Source organism: Geomicrobium sp. JCM 19055 (assembly GCF_000698185.1).
Classification (GTDB): Bacteria; Bacillota; Bacilli; order Bacillales; family Marinococcaceae; genus Geomicrobium_A; species Geomicrobium_A sediminis.
Map to the genome: position 1 here is coordinate 25,443 of NZ_BAXL01000030.1, position 17,281 is coordinate 42,723.

At 42.7% G+C, this 17,281-nt stretch carries 28 protein-coding genes and 1 pseudogene; 27 read left to right on the forward strand and 2 right to left on the reverse strand.

What is annotated here, in order from left to right; translation table 11 throughout:
• Position 1: 1 nt before the first annotated feature.
• From JCM19055_RS20445 to JCM19055_RS20560, 27 genes and pseudogenes are all read left to right on the forward strand, one after another.
• On the forward strand, positions 2-190 hold the full coding sequence (locus JCM19055_RS20445; protein WP_042361078.1) for a hypothetical protein: 189 nt from the start codon (positions 2-4) through the stop codon (positions 188-190).
• A complete protein-coding gene (locus JCM19055_RS20450) occupies positions 177-668 on the forward strand; it encodes a hypothetical protein (RefSeq protein WP_042361080.1) in 492 nt (163 codons plus the stop codon). Before JCM19055_RS20445 ends, JCM19055_RS20450 begins: the two co-directional genes overlap by 14 nt.
• A gap of 4 nt (positions 669-672) precedes the next feature.
• Positions 673-1,683 carry a DUF3383 family protein gene (locus tag JCM19055_RS20455; protein WP_042361081.1) on the forward strand — a complete coding sequence of 337 codons (1,011 nt, stop codon included), beginning with the start codon at positions 673-675 and terminating at the stop codon, positions 1,681-1,683.
• An 11-nt stretch (positions 1,684-1,694) separates the two neighbouring features.
• Positions 1,695-2,087 carry a phage protein gene (locus tag JCM19055_RS20460; protein WP_042361083.1) on the forward strand — a complete coding sequence of 131 codons (393 nt, stop codon included), beginning with the start codon at positions 1,695-1,697 and terminating at the stop codon, positions 2,085-2,087.
• A 100-nt stretch (positions 2,088-2,187) separates the two neighbouring features.
• Entirely contained in the window at positions 2,188-2,388 is a 201-nt protein-coding gene (locus JCM19055_RS27730) for a hypothetical protein (RefSeq protein ID WP_265182424.1), read from the forward strand.
• A gap of 290 nt (positions 2,389-2,678) precedes the next feature.
• On the forward strand, positions 2,679-4,085 hold the full coding sequence (locus JCM19055_RS20470) for a hypothetical protein (RefSeq protein WP_042361085.1): 1,407 nt from the start codon (positions 2,679-2,681) through the stop codon (positions 4,083-4,085).
• 10 nt (positions 4,086-4,095) lie between these two features.
• Entirely contained in the window at positions 4,096-4,527 is a 432-nt protein-coding gene (locus JCM19055_RS20475; protein WP_152550003.1) for a hypothetical protein, read from the forward strand.
• Complete coding sequence (locus tag JCM19055_RS20480; protein WP_152550004.1) at positions 4,515-5,303, forward strand: hypothetical protein; 789 nt, start codon at positions 4,515-4,517, stop codon at positions 5,301-5,303. The genes JCM19055_RS20475 and JCM19055_RS20480 overlap by 13 nt, the downstream gene beginning before the upstream one ends.
• 11 nt (positions 5,304-5,314) lie before the next feature.
• On the forward strand, positions 5,315-5,743 hold the full coding sequence (locus tag JCM19055_RS20485; protein ID WP_042361088.1) for a phage baseplate protein: 429 nt from the start codon (positions 5,315-5,317) through the stop codon (positions 5,741-5,743).
• The gene (locus JCM19055_RS30645) at positions 5,740-5,934 is read left to right on the forward strand and encodes a hypothetical protein (protein WP_052366616.1); all 195 of its coding nucleotides are present in this window, start codon (positions 5,740-5,742) and stop codon (positions 5,932-5,934) included. Before JCM19055_RS20485 ends, JCM19055_RS30645 begins: the two co-directional genes overlap by 4 nt.
• A gap of 108 nt (positions 5,935-6,042) precedes the next feature.
• A complete protein-coding gene (locus JCM19055_RS20495) occupies positions 6,043-6,837 on the forward strand; it encodes a hypothetical protein (protein WP_052366617.1) in 795 nt (264 codons plus the stop codon).
• 2 nt (positions 6,838-6,839) lie between these two features.
• Positions 6,840-7,097 (forward strand): hypothetical protein, encoded by a 258-nt coding sequence (locus JCM19055_RS20500; protein ID WP_042361090.1) that lies wholly within the window; start codon positions 6,840-6,842, stop codon positions 7,095-7,097.
• Between the two features lie 3 nt (positions 7,098-7,100).
• Positions 7,101-7,460: a hypothetical protein gene (locus JCM19055_RS20505; RefSeq protein WP_042361091.1), complete on the forward strand. Its 360-nt coding sequence runs from the start codon at positions 7,101-7,103 to the stop codon at positions 7,458-7,460.
• The gene (locus JCM19055_RS20510) at positions 7,457-8,617 is read left to right on the forward strand and encodes a baseplate J/gp47 family protein (RefSeq protein WP_042361092.1); all 1,161 of its coding nucleotides are present in this window, start codon (positions 7,457-7,459) and stop codon (positions 8,615-8,617) included. Before JCM19055_RS20505 ends, JCM19055_RS20510 begins: the two co-directional genes overlap by 4 nt.
• On the forward strand, positions 8,614-9,249 hold the full coding sequence (locus JCM19055_RS20515) for a hypothetical protein (protein ID WP_042361093.1): 636 nt from the start codon (positions 8,614-8,616) through the stop codon (positions 9,247-9,249). The genes JCM19055_RS20510 and JCM19055_RS20515 overlap by 4 nt, the downstream gene beginning before the upstream one ends.
• Positions 9,250-9,261: 12 nt before the next feature.
• On the forward strand, positions 9,262-10,737 hold the full coding sequence (locus JCM19055_RS20520) for a hypothetical protein (RefSeq protein WP_042361095.1): 1,476 nt from the start codon (positions 9,262-9,264) through the stop codon (positions 10,735-10,737).
• A gap of 61 nt (positions 10,738-10,798) precedes the next feature.
• Positions 10,799-12,943 carry a hypothetical protein gene (locus tag JCM19055_RS20525; RefSeq protein WP_042361096.1) on the forward strand — a complete coding sequence of 715 codons (2,145 nt, stop codon included), beginning with the start codon at positions 10,799-10,801 and terminating at the stop codon, positions 12,941-12,943.
• 14 nt (positions 12,944-12,957) lie between these two features.
• Complete coding sequence (locus JCM19055_RS20530; protein ID WP_042361097.1) at positions 12,958-13,191, forward strand: hypothetical protein; 234 nt, start codon at positions 12,958-12,960, stop codon at positions 13,189-13,191.
• Positions 13,166-13,300, forward strand: coding sequence for a CD1375 family protein (locus JCM19055_RS27735; protein WP_265182425.1), 135 nt, complete (start codon positions 13,166-13,168; stop codon positions 13,298-13,300). Before JCM19055_RS20530 ends, JCM19055_RS27735 begins: the two co-directional genes overlap by 26 nt.
• Complete coding sequence (locus JCM19055_RS20535) at positions 13,278-13,499, forward strand: CD1375 family protein (RefSeq protein ID WP_193745532.1); 222 nt, start codon at positions 13,278-13,280, stop codon at positions 13,497-13,499. The genes JCM19055_RS27735 and JCM19055_RS20535 overlap by 23 nt, the downstream gene beginning before the upstream one ends.
• A 105-nt stretch (positions 13,500-13,604) precedes the next feature.
• On the forward strand, positions 13,605-14,003 hold the full coding sequence (locus tag JCM19055_RS20540; protein ID WP_042361100.1) for a holin family protein: 399 nt from the start codon (positions 13,605-13,607) through the stop codon (positions 14,001-14,003).
• Positions 13,996-14,253: a holin gene (locus tag JCM19055_RS20545; RefSeq protein WP_042361101.1), complete on the forward strand. Its 258-nt coding sequence runs from the start codon at positions 13,996-13,998 to the stop codon at positions 14,251-14,253. The genes JCM19055_RS20540 and JCM19055_RS20545 overlap by 8 nt, the downstream gene beginning before the upstream one ends.
• Positions 14,254-14,255: 2 nt before the next feature.
• Entirely contained in the window at positions 14,256-14,450 is a 195-nt protein-coding gene (locus JCM19055_RS20550; RefSeq protein WP_042361103.1) for a hypothetical protein, read from the forward strand.
• Between the two features lie 17 nt (positions 14,451-14,467).
• Positions 14,468-15,220 (forward strand): annotated as a pseudogene (locus JCM19055_RS20555) (N-acetylmuramoyl-L-alanine amidase); the annotation flags it as partial.
• A gap of 404 nt (positions 15,221-15,624) precedes the next feature.
• Positions 15,625-15,792 (forward strand): hypothetical protein, encoded by a 168-nt coding sequence (locus JCM19055_RS27740; RefSeq protein WP_193745530.1) that lies wholly within the window; start codon positions 15,625-15,627, stop codon positions 15,790-15,792.
• Positions 15,793-15,848: 56 nt separating this feature from the next.
• Positions 15,849-16,010, forward strand: a complete 162-nt coding sequence (locus JCM19055_RS27745; RefSeq protein WP_193745531.1) for a hypothetical protein — start codon at positions 15,849-15,851, stop codon at positions 16,008-16,010.
• Positions 16,007-16,252, forward strand: coding sequence for a helix-turn-helix domain-containing protein (locus JCM19055_RS20560; protein WP_042361105.1), 246 nt, complete (start codon positions 16,007-16,009; stop codon positions 16,250-16,252). Before JCM19055_RS27745 ends, JCM19055_RS20560 begins: the two co-directional genes overlap by 4 nt.
• 248 nt (positions 16,253-16,500) lie before the next feature.
• Here the strand turns inward: JCM19055_RS20560 and JCM19055_RS20570 are convergent, their stop codons facing one another.
• Together JCM19055_RS20570 and JCM19055_RS20575 are read right to left on the reverse strand one after the other, a co-directional pair.
• The gene (locus JCM19055_RS20570; protein WP_081833872.1) at positions 16,501-16,848 is read right to left on the reverse strand and encodes a YolD-like family protein; all 348 of its coding nucleotides are present in this window, start codon (positions 16,846-16,848) and stop codon (positions 16,501-16,503) included.
• Positions 16,845-17,066, reverse strand: coding sequence for a YolD-like family protein (locus JCM19055_RS20575; protein ID WP_042361109.1), 222 nt, complete (start codon positions 17,064-17,066; stop codon positions 16,845-16,847). Before JCM19055_RS20575 ends, JCM19055_RS20570 begins: the two co-directional genes overlap by 4 nt.
• Positions 17,067-17,281 lie beyond the last annotated feature (215 nt).

Sequence of the window (17,281 nt, forward strand, 5' to 3'; positions counted from 1 at the left end):
TTTGAACTTTGCAGAGGGCGGGACATTCACAGTCAATGACCGTAAGATACTCACGACGAAAAAGATCGCAAACGGCAAACTAGTAACGATTAAGGATGACAAATACAGAGTGATGCAGCAGAAGCCCCATGACCTATATGCGGGCTTTTTTGTGTACTACGTAAGGAGAGTGGACAATGAAGCGAAGTGAGTTGCTAGACACGCTCTTGTGGCTTGTGTGGGATGAGACAGAGTTAATTATGGTTGATGTAGAGTCCGATCATCCCAAGCCAGATAACTACCCTTATGTAGCCCGCAAGATCACATCACCGTGGTCGTCATCAAGTGAGAGCGAGCGCTACGAGGAAGCAGAGGGTGGCGTGAAAGTGGTTGTCACTTCACAGCCTACCTTAACACTGTCATTGACCGTCTACTCAGATAAAAAGGATGATGCATTAGATAGTGCGGACGAACTGTTAAAAGCTCTAAAGCGCAATTATATGCAGTTGTCAGAGCGAGGCATTGTTCTTGCGAACTTTGAACCTATGACAGACCGTACAGTGTTTGGTGATATTACGTACGAGCACCGCATTGGATTTGATATTCAAATTCGAATCGAGGACGAATACTCGTACACGGTAGAAGCCATCGACACTGTTATTTCAAATGAAGAAGCGATAGGAGAGTGAAAGCATGGCGATTAGAGACGTCGAGGTAACAATTACCCGTGAGACACAAACAGTGTCGCAAGCTGGGTTTGGGTTGCCATTGATCTTAGGCAAGAGTAAGAGTCATGAATATAAAACGTACAGGTCGATTCAAGAAGTGTCGGATGATTTCAATGTTAATGATGAGGAATACCGATTTGCGAATCGGATCTTTGCTCAAAGTCCACGACCGCAACGAGTGGCAATTAAGTCCATTGCTGATGAGAACGAGGATGGGGACGGAGCTTCACCCGATCAACTGGTCAGAGCGCTTAATAATACGGATGAAGACTTTTATTTCTTGTTATGTACCGATCAAAGCGATGACGTTGTGTCAGCATTATCAGACTGGGTTGATTCGCAGCGTAAGTTGTATTTCTATACAACCAACTCCATTGACAGCATTTTAGACCGAAATGCGGAGAGAGCAGTTGGCTTACTGCATAGTGATCCAACGGCGGCTGCGGGATGGGTAGGACGATGTGCACCGACTGATCCCGGATCAATTACATGGAAGTTTAAGCAAGTTAGCGGTGTAGGGTTGTCAGAAGGAATCAATGACGATGAAATTGAGTTGATTATTGATGATGAAAGTAATGGTAATGCCATCATCAGTCAAGGTGGCGTACTCCATACCACACCAGGGCGTACTACATCAGGTGAGTTTATCGACATCCTAAGATCACAGGATTTTGTAGAGGCTCGTTTAAAAGAGCGTGTATTTACTACATTAGTAAACGCACCTAAAGTGCCGTTTACGAACACGGGTATTGCGATGATTCGTGCAGCCGTTGAGTCGGTGCTTAAATCCGCATTCAACAACGGCATTATCGCGGAAGATGAAAACGGTGAGCCACTGTACAACATCAGTACACCTGATCGTTCAGACGTCCCACAAGAGGACAGAGCCAAACGTACACTGCCAGATGTTAATTTTGACTTTGAATTGGCTGGTGCTATCCACGGGGTAGCGATTATAGGCGCAATTAGAGTATAGGAGGGTTTTAGATGACACAGGTAATGGACCCAAAAGATTGCCAAGTTATTGTTGATACAACGTATATTACTGGGTTTGCTGAGGGATCAGTGATCTCGGCGGAGCAAAATGAAGATCGTTTCACCGTGCACACAGGAGCACAAGGAGAGAAGAGTTTAGGGCGTAGTCATGATGAGACAGGCGTAATCACGTTGCACTTAGCATCTACCTCGCCTTCATTAGCCTTTTTAAATGAGTTGTATAAACAAGGAGAACCATTCCCGATTTCTTGCACAAACAGCCGTACAGGCGAGTTTGTTGGTGGGGATCAAGCAATTCTTCAAAAGCCCCCAGGTAAAGAATGGGGATCAGAGGTAGCAGATCGAGACGTAGAAATCACAGTTTTGGATTATAGAGAGGAGTAATTTATCATGGCAGAGAAAAAAAGAGACGAATACAAACTCAAAGCAAAAGGTGTACGAAGCTGAAAGCGGTAAGAAATATACTTTTCAACATCCCGGGTCGTTGAATTGGGTTCGGGCGCGTCAGAAAATGATCATTCCAGAGACAAAGTTACTTGACCAAGTAGAGTTACAATTTTACCTACACGATAATGTGATCGTTGATCCTAAAGTTGATTTTGATTATTGGGATAATAACTTAGAGGACTTCGAAGAGGTAACCAACGAAGCGCAAATGTTTCTTAGAGGGGTCAAGAAGAAGTAATCCTGAACTTTCCTTAGAGGAAAAGAAAGCCGAACAACGCAAACACTACAGGGATCGAGCACAAGAAAACTGGTGGTTTTGGCGTCCGATTATCGGTGAAGGAGGCGGCACAATTGATGTTGCCTCTTTAACGAATGATGAAGTCTATGAGATGAATGCAGCGCTGGACATAATGAACGAAAACAGTGAGAAGAAGCAACAAGAAGCCAAGAAGAAACAAAAGAATAAGAAAAAAATGATGAGCGCCCTATATAGGGTGCTTTTTTTATGCTAAGAACGGGGGTGAGTGAATGGCATTAAGAGAATTAGAGGTTGAGATAGGCTTTAATATCGACACAGGCGTGTTAGATGATATGAACGAGAGTATCGACAGCGCAATGTCTGGTCTAGATGCATTAGGTCAGTCAGGTGACGATATGGGCGCTGGTATCTCTGGCGGTGCAGATGTAGGCGCTGAGGGCATTAGCGAGATCGGAGAGTCCGCAGAAGGTGCTGGCGGTGCAATGGAGGAAGCTGGGTCGACAGGCGCAGAAGCCTTAGAAGGTGTTGCAGGTTCCGCAGATGAAGCAGGCGGGTCTATGGGTGACATGGGCGAAGCGGGCGAATCTGCTATGGGTGGTGTCGAAGAAACCGCAGGAGGCGCTGAGGAAGGCGTTGCAGGCGTCGGAGAAGAAGCCAGCCAAACAGGCGATGCGCTAGGTGATATGGGTGATCAGGGCGGTATTGGTTTTGACACGATTGTAAAAGGTGCAGGGTTAGCAACAGGGGCAATTACAGCAATCAAAGGAATTGTTGTAGGTACTGGATTTGCGATGGTCAAAAGCTTTGCTGATACCGCCGACTCTATTGATCAAGCGGCAATGCGTACTGGTATGGCAACAGAAAGCTATCAGGAAATGTCTTATGCATTAGAGCGAGTAGGGATGAAATCATCTGACTCTGATCGTGCGCTTGAACGTCTCAATCAGCGTATGGGTATGGCAGCAGGAGGCAATGAAAAGTACGAGAAAGCACTCACTAACTTAGGTGTATCGATGGATGATGTGCGTGCAGGAACAGTCAGTACGGATGAGGCTTTCATGACAGCGATTGATTCTCTAGGAGAGCTTGAAACGTCATCTGATCGCGCAAGTGCAGCAGGTGAATTATTCGGTACTCGAATGGGGCGCCGTTTATTGCCAGCGATTGAGGCGGGTTCGGATGGGATCGGTGACTTTATCGATCAAGCTCATGAGATGGGGATTATCCTAAGCGACGAAACAATAGCCGCAGGGGTAGAGTTTGGTGACACTTTATCAGAAATCGGTGGTCTTTTCGGCGGGATGGGTACACAACTGCAAGCAGAACTGTTGCCGATCTTTCAAACATTTGCTGACTTTATCATTGATAACATGGGGACGATTCGTGTTGTCATAGAGCTTGTTGCGGGAGCCTTTTCCACGTTAGCTGAGTTTGCCCTAAGTGGTGCAGAAGCGGTCATAGGCGCATTTGAAGGTCTTTCAGAAGCGGAGAGTATTGGCGATGTGTTTATGGGCATCGTCGAAGGCTTCGGTAATCTGTTTGAAGGACTTTTTGATGTTGTATCATCCGTTTTACCTGAGATAGCAGCGAAGATTCCTGAATTTCTTCAAGATATTATTGGGTCGTACGCTGAGTTTTACCCAACGATGATGGAGACTGCGGTTGAATTTTTTTAGCACCCTTGTTATGGGGATCGCAGAAGCTTTGCCAGAGATCGTTGCTGGTATCGCAGATCTTGTCATTACAATTGTTGAAACAATAGTGTCTTTACTACCTATGTTTTTACAAACAGGTATAGACATTTTATTGACTTTAATTGATGGGATTTTAACTCTGTTACCAACGTTAATCGATACAGCATTAGACCTTATTTCAACTCTTGTTGAAGCAATAATTACTCAGGTGCCAATGTTACTTGAGGCAGGGGTAGAGCTATTAATTAAGCTTGTGGAAGGCATTATTACAGCCCTTCCTTTGATTATAGATGCTGCAATACAAATCATTGTCACAGTTGTTGAAATGCTTGTAGAGTTTGCACCGATGCTGATTGAAGCTGCAATAGGAATAATTATAACGTTAGTGAGGGCATCATTGAATTGTTACCTATGCTCATCATAGCGGCGCTAGAGCTAATTATTACACTAGTTACAGCAATTATTGATTTGTTACCGATGATTATCGATGCAGCAATTGAAATCGTTTTAGCTCTGAATATGGGGCTTATAAGTATGCTGCCAGAGATCATAGAAGCAGGTATAGAATTAATTATTGCTCTAGTCGAAGCTATCTTAGAGATGCAACCTCAACTGTATGATGCGGCAGTAGATCTAATAATAGCTTTAATTGAAGGTGCATTATCATTGTTATCTCAAATAGTTGAGATGGCTATGGAAGTTGGTACTTCAATATTGGACACCATTATTAATATGGACTGGTTAGGGCTTGGAATAGATCTTGTTCAAGGTCTAATTAACGGTATGTTAGGTATGGTTGGTAATGTTATTTCAGCAGCAGCAGATTTAGCTAACTCTGTATGGGATACGTTCACAGGAATCTTCCAAACCAATTCACCTTCTCGTTTGATGATGGGTCTTGGTGATGATATTGGTATGGGACTTCAAATAGGTATGGATGACAGTGCAATGGCAGTAGCCGAAAGTGCATCGCGTATGGCATCTGCCGCATACCCTGACGTGCATTACATCGATGATTACCGAGATACGGCACCAAGCAGTGGCGGAGGTAGTACGACTGTCTATAATCAACAGAACTACAATCTTGAATTAAAGTTTGATCAACCGCCTCGTAACGCAAGTGAAGAATATCATTTAGAGCAAGCGATTAAAAAGGCACTTAAAGACGATAAGGATAAAAGAGATGCAACAGCAGTCTAGGAGGTGGTGAGATGGCGTATTTTAGAGGTTCTTTTGGCGAGGTACATTTCAACATATTGAATGAGGATCGATCACGCGACAACGAAGTGACGGAGCATCCAGTAGAAGGTAATTCAATCGTTGATCATGTACAGCAGTTACCAACCGTCTACTCTCTTCAATGTGTTTATTACGGGGATAATCCTTCACAAGTGCATTTAGACTTGTTAGCGGCTAGGCGATCAAAAGAAGTCATCAAGTATAGAGGTCGAGCGAACATGAAAGAATGCGTGATTATGTCTATGACTACGAGCGTTGACCAAAATGATGCGAATGGATTTAGATTTAACGCTACCATTCAATCTGTTCGCTTTGCTCGCCCTTCCACCTCTGGACTTTCGGGCATCCTAAGAGCCGAGGTTGATGAGATCGGCAGCGCAGGGAGGGTACAAACGGTATGATCTTACCGATTGATGTTGAACGTGTGCCATATCGTTTTAATGTGGAATTAGCCGAGGAACTTTTTGATTTTGAGGTCCATTACAACGGAGCTGGAGATTACTTCACGGTAGACCTTAGGAAAAATGGAGAGGACGTTGTGATCGGTGAGAAAATCACCTACGGCGTGCCTCTTTTTTTATGCCTACACTGATGCTCGTTTGCCAGCAGTAACCATCACAGCCAGAGATGAGGCGGGTATCCAAAACAGGGTGAGTCGTCGCAACTTTGGTGAAACGGTGTTTTTAGAGGTGGTGGAATGATGGAACAGTTTGGTCGAAGAGCTGAGGTTATTCTTGGTTCTTCTTCTTATATGCTTCATCGATTCAAAATTGAGTTTAATGTCGAATTTGATGATCAACCAGACTTAAACCATGCAGAGATTAAGATATACAACCTATCAAGCAACTCAATTAATCAGTTAAGCGAGGGGTTGCCCGTGGTTCTAAACGCTGGGTATCAACAGGACGTAGGCGGAATCTTTTTAGGTGCTCTATACAAGCACTATACCGAATGGTCAGGCGTTGATAAGATCACAACCATTAAAGCTGTGGACGCCTCAGATCAATTGAGAAAGGTGTCATTTAGTCGGTCCTATAAAGCAGGCACAAATGCTGGGCAGATCATTACAGACGTTGCCAGAGCGGGCGGTTTATCAATTGGTGCTTTATCGTTACCTCGTAACCCCTCATACAGCCGAGGAAAGACGGTAAATGGCAGGATACCAACGATATTAAAAGAGTTGGCTAGGGATTGTGGTGCGAAGTTCCATATTGCTAAAGGTCAGGCGTTCTTTAGAGGCGGAAGAGACGGTGATAATATCCGTTTTAGATTTACACCAACACGAGGACTCATTGGATCGCCAGAACCTTTTGAAGAGGAACGAGATGAGCGCATTATTAGTGGATACAACATGACGGCGCTACTTAATCACAGGATACAAGCAGACTCAATCTTTAATATCGAGAGTAGATATGTAAACGGTCAGTATAGAGTGATGGAGGGGTCGCATGTGCTTGCGGGGAACGACTTTTATACGCACATTAAGGCGGTGTAGCAATGATTGTATGCAGGGTTGATAAGGTCAAAGGGTCAACTTATGAGTTGGACCCAATGTTTGTTGATGAAAATGGTCGTCGGCTATCGGTGATCCCTGAAGCCATTGCAATGGGTACAGATACTTATAGCAGAGGCGACCTTGTTTGGGTAGGAATATCTGAGCGTGATTACTCGGATGCAATTAGAGGCAAACGTGGAAACGGTAGTAACCAAGCAAAGTACGATCCCTCAAATGCCGTAATCATTGGAAGGGTGTAACGAATGAAGAGTCTTGCGTTAGATGATACAGGTGATCTGGTTATTAAAAACGGCAACATAACAATGGTCGATGAGGACCAAGAACTTATACAAAGTTTACGACTATTACTTCGGACGAATGTTGACGAATGGTTTTTAGATCCAAGTATTGGATTGTACCATGCGGAGTTTAGGGGCAAACGAGCAGATGAAGAGGATATGACGGCTGCGTTAGAAGAAGCCATAGAGCAAGAACCACGCATTGATCGCATCAAGAGCATTAGTTTTGAATACGACAGACCAAGGCGCAAAGTAAGCGTCTTTTTTATTGCGATTAAAACGGATGGTGAGCCATTAGAGGTTAGTGAGGTGATGGAACAATGAGCTTTGGATTAAACCGAAATGGTTTTAAGCGTAAGCGCTATGCAGATGTATTTAACGAATCTGAGCGTAGAGCAAAAGAGATGTTCGGAGAGGACATTAACACGGCTGCATGGACACCTGTAGGAATTATCCTTCGTATACATTCGTTTACAGTAGCCCAGTTATGGCAAGAGACAGAAAACAGCTACAACAGTGGCTTTGTGCATAAATCAGAGGGCAAAACGTTGAGTGGCGTTGCAATGAATCAACTGGTGCGACGACGCCCTGCTGAGTTTGCATCAGGAGTGCTTCTCTTTACAGGTGATGAAGGTACAGAGATACCAGAGGGATCACTGTTTAGTAATGATGATGGGGTTACGTATCGGCTCGCTGAACGTGTCGTAATTTCAGATGACACTACTCACGGGACAGTGGTTGCCTTAGAGGCAGGCGCATTAAGTAATAGTCCTGCTAATACGGTAACGGAGATTGATACGCCTGTTGCGGGACTAGATGAGGTCACGAACCCAAGAGCTATTGCTGGTGGACGTGATGAGGAAACGGATGGAGAATTACGCAATCGCTACGATCGCTCATTAACCTCTGGTGGATCGCCAACAACAAACGGCATTCGTGCTGCCGTCATTAGTGTTGAGGGTGTACGTACAGCAACTGTTATTGATAACACAACAGACGAGCTTGTAAACGGACGACCGCCGAAGTCTTTCGAAACCTACGTATTAGGTGGAGAATCCGAGGATGTAGCAAGAGAAATCTTCAGGCGCCGTGCAGCAGGAATTGAAGCACATGGGGATGAGCTAGTTGAGATTGAGGATGACAGTGGCAACATTGTGCCGATTAAATTTAGCCGTGCGGAAGAGGTCCAACTCGATATTGAGGTAGATATTACAGTAAATAACGAGTATCCGTCTAACGGTCATGAGCTTGTGCGCTCTGCAATCATTGAGTACATCGGTGGCACAGACGAGGACGGAAACATCTATACAGGCTTACAGACGGGTCAAAATGTAGTGTACTCGCGCCTTATTAGCATCGTTCATCGTGTACCTGGTGTTGCCTCTGTGGACTCGTTAACGCTTAATGGGGAGTCGGGGAATATATCCATTGATGCGATACAGGTAGCGCAGACTAATTATGAGCGAGTGGTGGTTTCATGACCATTACCAAACGTATGATTAGTCGATTAACAGACGCTTACAATAAGCGACCTGATAGCAATATCGGAAGGCTTCTTTATGTATTCGGCGCTGATTTTGATGAGTTGCAAGCGACAAACAAGCGCATTGCAGAGTGGCGAGACATCGATCATGCACAAGGCGAGGTGCTAGATGATCACGGTCATAACGTTGGGCAGTGGCGAGGCGCAGCTAACGATAGTGTATATAGGATATTGCTTAAATCGAAGGTTGCTAGAGATAACAGCACGGGTGATACCAATACTATTATTAATGTTTTAGCAATGTCTCTAGGCGCCGATCCGTCAGAGATACGAATTGAAGAAGGATGGACAGGTGAGAACCCACAACCTGCAAGTATTCGATTAATTGAGTTGCCTATATCAAGACTTAATGAAGTTGGTTTATCTAGCCAACAGTTCGGACGCATTGTAGCACACACTGTTGCATCAGGCGTTGGCGTACAATCAATAGATTTGCAAGGTACGTTTGAGTTTGGTAGTACCAATCTTGAGGTTGATGAGGATAAAGGATTTTCCAACGTAGAGATGGAGACAGGCGGTTATCTGGGCAGTATATACGTGCCGTCCGATGATCGAGACTTGCCACTATAGAGGAGTGAAACGATGGCAAACTTTGAAAGCAAGCTACCAGAATGGCAGGCAGAAGGTATCGAGCCAAATGATGATATAAAGCAATCAGGCTATCAGGAAGGCATGAAGCCCCCTGCTGAATGGTTTAATTGGATGTACAACATCACATATGAAGCTCTTAAAGAGATCCATGAAAAAGCAGAAACAACAGAGGGATCAACGCTAAAGAAAGAAGAAGCGATTGAAGAAGCCCACAAGAAAGCAATGGAATACGTCAGTGAACAACTCGAAGATTACGATGAAGATGTTGAGTGGGATAATGTTCTAAATAAGCGCTACAACGTCATTGATCTCTTGGATAATGGCGTTAGCGGGAATGACTATCCGACTGGCACATCTTTGATGAGATTAACAGGTTCTGATGACACTAGCTATCCGTTTAATTATGCCATCATCCGCACCGAGAAGTTGGACAGTTTTAGAATTGTGCAACAGGCATTTGCATTCCGAGGGACAACCAATACTGAGTTATACCTACGAAGGTTTCACCCTGAAAATGGTTGGTCGAACTGGGAGACGATTGATACTAGTAGCCAAATCGACCAAAAGATCGATAATGCCCTAGAGCGATACGAGAACGCATTATCTGTCGATGCTAAAACATTCGTAGCGAATGAAGACCAAGACCGATTCAACGTTGGATTTGCGCTGTCCCGTGATGACCATTTTGTACAAGTGAATGTGAATACCACCTTACTACAAACCGATCAGTTTGATTTAGACGGGCAATACGTAGTGCTGGGTAGTGGGCTAACAGAAGGCACATATGTTGAGGTTGTCGTTTATCGCAACATCAGTAGGCATGTAGACGGCATAGATATTGCTCAACTCGAAGCGCATTATGAAGACAATAACCGCCACGTCAACCACACAAAGCAAGAACGTTGGGACAATGCGGAAGGTAATGCGAATGGGTACACCGATCAAAAAGCTGGTGAAATCTACGAGAAGATCGAACAAGTAGAGGGTGTTATTGCCAATGCTCAAGAAACATTAAACAGTCTCAAAGCTGAGGTAGAAGGGTTAGATATCTCTAAGGAAGCCGTTGGTCTTGGTAATGTCTTGAATATTGAACAGGCTAGCAGAGAGGAATTGGCTGAGGTAACTCAGAGAGTCGAATCTCTGGATGAGTCTAATTCTGATATTGGTAACACTCTAATTAGTCTACAAGATTCAATTAGTCAAATTAGTGAAAGTACGGGTTATGTGATAGGCTCCTATGAAAACAATGACGATAGCGAACAAAGCATAAATGTAGGATTCAGACCAAAAATGGTTATTGTACACCACACTAGTGGTAGTGTTAGTGGTGCGCCTTTAGTTTACATGGCAACACGTGACCATAGTTCGGCAGTAGGTTCAGTGTCTATTTCATCAGGACTCAATTTTACAGTTAGAGGTCGTATGAATGAGAATAATTCGACTTATAACTACATTGCATTTAAATAATATCAAGGGCATCCACACGGGTGTCCTTTTTAACTATATTGATAAATAACGAGGTGATGACATGCCAAGACGCATTACGCCACATCAAACGAATGAAGAATTCGAAACTAAAGTAGGGGCGCAAAGTAAAGCTAATCGTTCTAAGCGTGAAGCTATAGAAGAAGCTAACGATCACTCAGATGGACGCCTTAATGCGCACATTCAGAACGAAGATATTCACCATACCCACCCGAACACAGGTGCACTAAATCTCATCAGTACAGACCGTTTTAACAATTTGCTTTTTGATGGAGAAAGATATGCTACACAGAGTTCTTATCGTGATCTTATGCGTGAGATCGCCAATATCAATTTACACCTTGAAGCTGAGGATCGTGTCATTAATGGTGCTACTATAGGCGATACTTTCACAGGTAGTGGTAGTGTAGATGACGGTGGCATAGGAATGTCCTATGTCAGTGGGAACGACTCAGGCGTAGAAAGAGACGAACGGGGCATTTTTGCGATGAATATGAACTTATCTCCTTCAATAAGAAGAACTGCTACTAATAACAACGGTAATGTGCCGACTATAGATGATTTTGAGAATAGCAATGGAGTAATTAGGAGAGATGTAGACTATGCAATTACAGAAGGACACCAACGTTTCCTGAAAGTTGGTGATAGATATTTTTATGTTATAAGTACCACTGTAAATGTCGAAAGAAGGCACATCATTTACATCAGTGAGGACGATTGTGAGACTTGGCAGGAACATGCCGTTTTAGAAATCGATAGTCGAACTAGTCGATTTTGTGCCATGGATACTGATGGCAGTAGATTATTCGTTGTTTATACCTATTCATCATCAAGAGCTGGGAACGCCGATCAAACTGACTTAATTATGTTTTGTACTGTCAGCATAGAAACTGGAAATATCAGTAACCATATGGGCATCAGGGGTATAAATAGAGCAAGTATACAATGGGGGACTACACATACACATCTTAGACCAACAATACACTACAACGAAGTTAACAATGAAGTTCACATAGCGTGTATCATAAACTACTCAGGCACAGAAAATAGGCATGGTAATACCTTTGAAGGAACACTTAGGCATTGGGTTTGTGGTGCAGAGAACTTCTCTCTTTCCAATTGGGAGTCACACTTCTTAAACTCAGCTCAGCAAAGTCAATTCGCAACAGACACATTTATTACCAGCAATTCTACTGGTATTCCCACACTAATATCTTTAGTGCTCTTCCGGAATACAAGCAATGCCGCCACTAATGGTATAAGAATTCGCAGAAATTATTTCGATAGTGGGTCATGGGCTAGTACCAATAGTGGGTATGGCAGTAACACACATTCTGGTACTGACATAAACTACCTATCAGATACGAACCTCAGCAACAATGGATTTAGGGATTATGCATTGAACTATCCATTATTCTTAGACGTTTATAAAACAGTGGATGGTGATCACTACGTGGCTTTTGACGCACTCTCTAACTCTAATACAACGACAGAACCTGTGAAGAAGTATGTTGAAGTGAGGCGTCTTATGGTTGGTGGGTCTATGGGTATTCGTTCTTTTTATAACACTCTTGGTAACTTTATTGCCAAGAACCCTAAGGTATTCATCGACAGCGAGGGGAATATCACTATTACGCTAATACGTCAAACCCCAACTGATTCGAGCTATAGGATACTTCGGTCAAGTTCGGGTACTTCCTTACCTGATACACTAACTGGAGGTAGTAGCAACCAGAAGAAATTTGAATTGCAAATGGTGAGAAGCAGAGAATTCGATGTTCTAGCCAATGTAGCCTCGGGTAATATGCCACCAATGATTTGGGCGCAACGTGATTCTGAGCGAGAGTTAACATTCTATTTCACGGGCTTTTGGAGGAATGTTGTTGCTATTGAAGAGGGCGAAGAGATAAGTCAAACCGCCAAGTATCGTCTGGAATATGATACCGACGAAGTAGTTTTGTGGTTACAAGTTACTGATGAAGTAATTGATGTTGAAGTGTTTCTTGAAGGGGTTGAGATGAGCAAGAGTTATATCGACACTCGTAATGGCAGAGAATATCAATTTACTAGGCAGGCTAGCGAGACGATGAGTGACGCTGAGATACAAATCGTATTCTTTGCAAAGTCAGCTGGTTCCTCCGTTATACATGTTCTGACAAAACTAATCGGCGGTGTTTCCAACGCCTAGGGAGGTGCGCAAGAATGTCTAAACCAAGACATAGGTTTCCTTCAAAAGAAGAAAAGATGATCGAGAGATTAGAAAAACTTATGGAAGACGGAAACATGGACAATCTAGACCTCATCGCAAGTATTTATGAGGAAATGATTGAGCAAAAACTAGATACCTATGAAATACTTGCCGAACAGTATGAGTTGATCCTAGCGCTGGTAGGAGGTGAGGATGATAATGATGAAACCGAGTCAGCGAGTAGTTAGTATGTATGTTGATTTAGTTAATGGCAAACGGCGTACGATCGATTCTGTGCCTGCCCATTTGCAAGAAGAAGTGAGGGTGAAATTAAATGATCCGCAGACTGATGCGTAGCATTCGCATTCGTACAAAACTAATCTTATTCGCCGTATTTGGCAAAGGAGCTGACGAAATGGTAACCGTATATGTAACGTTGATTGTAGCAGGACGAAGAGAGTTTGATTCTGTACCATTTACTATCCGTGACGAAGTAAGAAAAGACTTAGAAGCAATGGGGCTTAGTAGCTCAGGTCAAGTAGGGAAACTCATCTAAACGCCGATAGGGCGTATTTTTTTATGCTTAAAAGGGGGCATTGCATGGAGGTGATAAATAATCTTAAACCAGCACTAGCTGTAGTGTCGGTTTTTTTTATCATACTTGTTTGGTGGATGGAGTGTACTGATCGGTGCGCTTATTTTATTTATTACGTTTGATTATTTGACGGGTATTGCAGCAGCGTTTTACCGTGGCGAGCTGAACCCCAGAGTAGGATTCTGGGGGATACCTAAGAAAGTCTTTATTTTTGGTGTAGTGGCTTTAGCGCACATGATCGACAAGGTATACATTGATCAGATGGGCGATCCACTCGTGTTTGGTGAGTTTGAAATATCGGTGATGGTCGCTACGATTATTTACTATTTGTTTAACGAATTTATAAGCATTTGCGAGAATCTAGGGCGTATGGACATGAACGTACCAATTCCTTTGGCAAAAGCGATGGACATTTTAAAAGGGCAGTCTTACTACGAGGATAAGAGGAGAGATAACCATGATTGATATTTTAACATTAGCATCTATTATTGCCCCTGTAACAGCAGGGATCGTGCAAGGAGCAAAACAATTTCAGATTAGCAATCGCCTACTCCCTACAGTCGCTTTGATTGTAGGGCTTTTTCTTGGCTTAGTTGCTTTCCCTATTACTGACTTGGAAGTAGTAGAGCGACTATGGTCGGGTGGTATTAGTGGACTAGCAGCAGTTGGTTTGTTTGAGCTTACGAAGCATGTTAAACCAAGCAAGGAGGGATAACTTTGATTAAACCTACTTTAAGGTGGGGAAGTCTTACACCGATCCGTCAGGTTAGACGGATTATCATTCATCATCCCGCAGCTGTAAGGTACTCTTATCTGCAAATCCACAACCAACATCGCAACCAAGGCTGGTCTGGAGCAGGTTACAATTACTATCTGCAAAAGAACCATGAATTTTATGAGCTTAGAGGCTAAACGTCGGCGCACATGCTGCCAATAACAACAGCGATTCGTTAGGTGTTTGTGTTGAGGGAAACTATGATGTGGAGCATATTGATGAAGAGTTATTCTTACGTTTTGTACAAGAAGTACGTAAGCTTATGCGCCAACATGGTTTAACGGCAAATGATGTGTACCGTCACAGCGATGTTGGCAATACAAGTTGCCCAGGTCGCAATTTCCCGTGGGCAAGGTTTAAGCAATTGATTGCACAAGATGAAGAGGTCAAATCTATCGTGCATAATCCAAAGGAAGAGGTGAAATATGTGACTGCACTAGGATTTACATGGGGAAGCTCACAACAGCTTTTTGAAAAGGTATTAGCTGAACATGGTAATGCAAATGAAAAGAAAGCTTATAAAGATGGCGAATTAACAACTAGTGACGCTATCGGTGTGTTAACAAAAGCTACGTTGCACAAGGATGAGCCTAGTGATACGATCCCGGATGTACACCGTGAATTTATGGAATTGAAGGTTAGAGAAGGCGTCACCAATGGAGAGAAGCCAAATCATAGTGTGACAAGAGCGCAAGCCGTAACGATGATTGGACGTAATGAGCGTCTTAACCACAACACACGTAATGTTTGGACGCCGATCATCAAGGCTTGGGCAGATGAGTCGATCAATGGTGAAAAAGCAATTCAACCGTCTTGGGTTGATAAGATTGAAAGCGGAGTAATGACTCAGGAAGAGCTTTTGAGGTTACAAGGTGAACAGATCGTGCGTGGTCTAAAGCATGAATAATTGGAAAAACTTTCATGGGTAATTCGACACATTTAAAAAGACTAAAGTGCTATAATTAAGGTCCATCATTTGCTCGCAATGGTCGAGCGATTGCCCCGTAACTAACCGTGCGGGGTTTTTTTATGCAAAAAAGCGCACTCGGGGTGAATGCGCTCAAATAGGGATGAACTCGTATAACCCATCGTTTCAGGGTATTACTAGTATGTTATTTATATTCAATCTTATACATAAAAAAGCACGCCCCAAAAGGGACGTGTCAATCTATATACGCAGAAATTGGAGCGGGCATTACTAAGGTAACCTTTAAGTGGAATTATATTCATAAAAAGGATATTTTTTTGCTTAATCTATAGACAAATGTATATAGATTTGCTATAATTAAAGTATAGAAAGGAGGGAATAACTTGGAGTTAGCGAAAGAGTTAGCTAAGATTTTTAAAGACTTAGCAATCGGAATCGGAGCGCTTGGGCTACTCTACATCAGGCTTAAATCACAAAAGAAAAAGCCCAAAAGCAAGCAGAAACGCAAGAAGCCCCATCGCAAAAAGCGAAAGGCTAGGAACAGACTTTAAGGTGAGGGATTGCGCCCCTCACCTTCTATATTATCACAAGTTAGGAGGATTCAAACATGACCAAGATTGAAATTTCGTTTGCAATACTAATTGCGTTAGCGCTTTTATTTACAAACTGGTATGAAACAACTTTAGGAATTGTATCTATGAGCTTAGCGGTAGTGTGTATGATCACGATATTCTTGATTACTCGTAGCAAGAGGGGACAAAAGACATGAAGCACTCTATTAATAATAAAGAAGAGCTTATATCATTTGTGGATTACTTTATATTGACGCCAAGTGAAGTTATGGAGTTGTTAGACATTAACCGACAAAGGTTGTCTACTTTGATTAAAAACGGACGGTTAAAACCGATAAAGAAAGAAGGCGGAACAGCTGTCTATTATCGTAATGATGTAGATACATTGAAGAAAGAACTTGAATTAGGCAGGGAAAAGTATAGACCGTATGATCAATAACATAATGGGGGTAGGATATGAACAAGTTTAGGGGCTACCTATATAAGACTGCACGAATCATGGGTGATATAAATGCCATTAAAAAGGGTACAGTAGGGAAGAGGATAGCTCGTAGGATTGCAGGACGCTTTACAGGGAAAGCAATATTCAGACGTATATTTAAATAGAGGAACACGCCCGAATGTTGGACGTGTTCCAGTGGATTAGAATATCATAACCGTAGCTTATTTTTAGCAACTGTTACGTTATTATACACTCTCGATGTTGCTAATAATTTCAAATTTTAGGTAGTGAATTTCATCTTCTGTATCAAGAATGTGGAATTGTTTTTGATCGCCGTTTATGTGATGGCACTCACCAATAACCTCGTAGAAGAAACCATCATCCCAATATTCGAAGCGTATAAGATGCTTATACTCCATACACTCGGCAACGATCCTGCCAAAGTCCTCCCATTGTTGTTCATCGAGCACAGGTTGTTTGACCTTTTTGTTATCATGCTGATGCTTTAGCCATTCTTCTCGTTGCTCTGGCAGAATCATACGCATGGATTCCCAACGCATATTAGAGCCAGCCGTTAATTTATTGCCTTTCACGATGCGATCACAGAGGCGTCGATGATGTTTTGGAATTGCAGTACCCAAAAGTCATGTTTGTGCTTTAAAGTGAGCTTTTGGTCGCTATTATCAATATTGGTGATTTTACCGATAGCAGTTTGCTTGCCCTCATTATAATAGGTGATGCTAACTAAATTATTTAAGCCTTGCGATATATTAATTGTGTTAACGATTGTAGACCAGTCACGTTTAATCAATCAAACCACCTCCATAATCTAAGATATGTTATTAACTTAAATTGTATACGAACAAACGTTCCTTATCAATGGAAATATTAAATTGGGGTCGATAAGGGGTCGAATTTCTCACTTCCGACCCCAATAAGGATATGTAAGGGTAGGTTGCTTCACTTAAGATGAGCGAATTAACAAGGGTTTTCATGCATTATCGTATTATAAAAGTAAAAAAAATC

What these genes read in the sequence shown, in the direction of transcription:
- JCM19055_RS20480 (WP_152550004.1), top strand. Translation starts at nt 4,515, where the DNA reads ATGCTCATCATAGCGGCGCTAGAGCTAATTATTACACTAGTTACAGCA.
- JCM19055_RS20475 (WP_152550003.1), top strand. Translation starts at nt 4,096, where the DNA reads ATGGGGATCGCAGAAGCTTTGCCAGAGATCGTTGCTGGTATCGCAGAT.
- JCM19055_RS20525 (WP_042361096.1), top strand. Translation starts at nt 10,799, where the DNA reads ATGCCAAGACGCATTACGCCACATCAAACGAATGAAGAATTCGAAACT.
- JCM19055_RS27735 (WP_265182425.1), top strand. Translation starts at nt 13,166, where the DNA reads ATGAAACCGAGTCAGCGAGTAGTTAGTATGTATGTTGATTTAGTTAAT.
- JCM19055_RS20500 (WP_042361090.1), top strand. Translation starts at nt 6,840, where the DNA reads ATGATTGTATGCAGGGTTGATAAGGTCAAAGGGTCAACTTATGAGTTG.
- JCM19055_RS20520 (WP_042361095.1), top strand. Translation starts at nt 9,262, where the DNA reads ATGGCAAACTTTGAAAGCAAGCTACCAGAATGGCAGGCAGAAGGTATC.
- JCM19055_RS20535 (WP_193745532.1), top strand. Translation starts at nt 13,278, where the DNA reads ATGATCCGCAGACTGATGCGTAGCATTCGCATTCGTACAAAACTAATC.
- JCM19055_RS20510 (WP_042361092.1), top strand. Translation starts at nt 7,457, where the DNA reads ATGAGCTTTGGATTAAACCGAAATGGTTTTAAGCGTAAGCGCTATGCA.
- JCM19055_RS20485 (WP_042361088.1), top strand. Translation starts at nt 5,315, where the DNA reads ATGGCGTATTTTAGAGGTTCTTTTGGCGAGGTACATTTCAACATATTG.
- JCM19055_RS20450 (WP_042361080.1), top strand. Translation starts at nt 177, where the DNA reads ATGAAGCGAAGTGAGTTGCTAGACACGCTCTTGTGGCTTGTGTGGGAT.
- JCM19055_RS20530 (WP_042361097.1), top strand. Translation starts at nt 12,958, where the DNA reads ATGTCTAAACCAAGACATAGGTTTCCTTCAAAAGAAGAAAAGATGATC.
- JCM19055_RS20495 (WP_052366617.1), top strand. Translation starts at nt 6,043, where the DNA reads ATGGAACAGTTTGGTCGAAGAGCTGAGGTTATTCTTGGTTCTTCTTCT.
- JCM19055_RS20560 (WP_042361105.1), top strand. Translation starts at nt 16,007, where the DNA reads ATGAAGCACTCTATTAATAATAAAGAAGAGCTTATATCATTTGTGGAT.
- JCM19055_RS20460 (WP_042361083.1), top strand. Translation starts at nt 1,695, where the DNA reads ATGACACAGGTAATGGACCCAAAAGATTGCCAAGTTATTGTTGATACA.
- JCM19055_RS30645 (WP_052366616.1), top strand. Translation starts at nt 5,740, where the DNA reads ATGATCTTACCGATTGATGTTGAACGTGTGCCATATCGTTTTAATGTG.
- JCM19055_RS20505 (WP_042361091.1), top strand. Translation starts at nt 7,101, where the DNA reads ATGAAGAGTCTTGCGTTAGATGATACAGGTGATCTGGTTATTAAAAAC.
- JCM19055_RS20455 (WP_042361081.1), top strand. Translation starts at nt 673, where the DNA reads ATGGCGATTAGAGACGTCGAGGTAACAATTACCCGTGAGACACAAACA.
- JCM19055_RS20545 (WP_042361101.1), top strand. Translation starts at nt 13,996, where the DNA reads ATGATTGATATTTTAACATTAGCATCTATTATTGCCCCTGTAACAGCA.
- JCM19055_RS20515 (WP_042361093.1), top strand. Translation starts at nt 8,614, where the DNA reads ATGACCATTACCAAACGTATGATTAGTCGATTAACAGACGCTTACAAT.
- JCM19055_RS27745 (WP_193745531.1), top strand. Translation starts at nt 15,849, where the DNA reads ATGACCAAGATTGAAATTTCGTTTGCAATACTAATTGCGTTAGCGCTT.
- JCM19055_RS20470 (WP_042361085.1), top strand. Translation starts at nt 2,679, where the DNA reads ATGGCATTAAGAGAATTAGAGGTTGAGATAGGCTTTAATATCGACACA.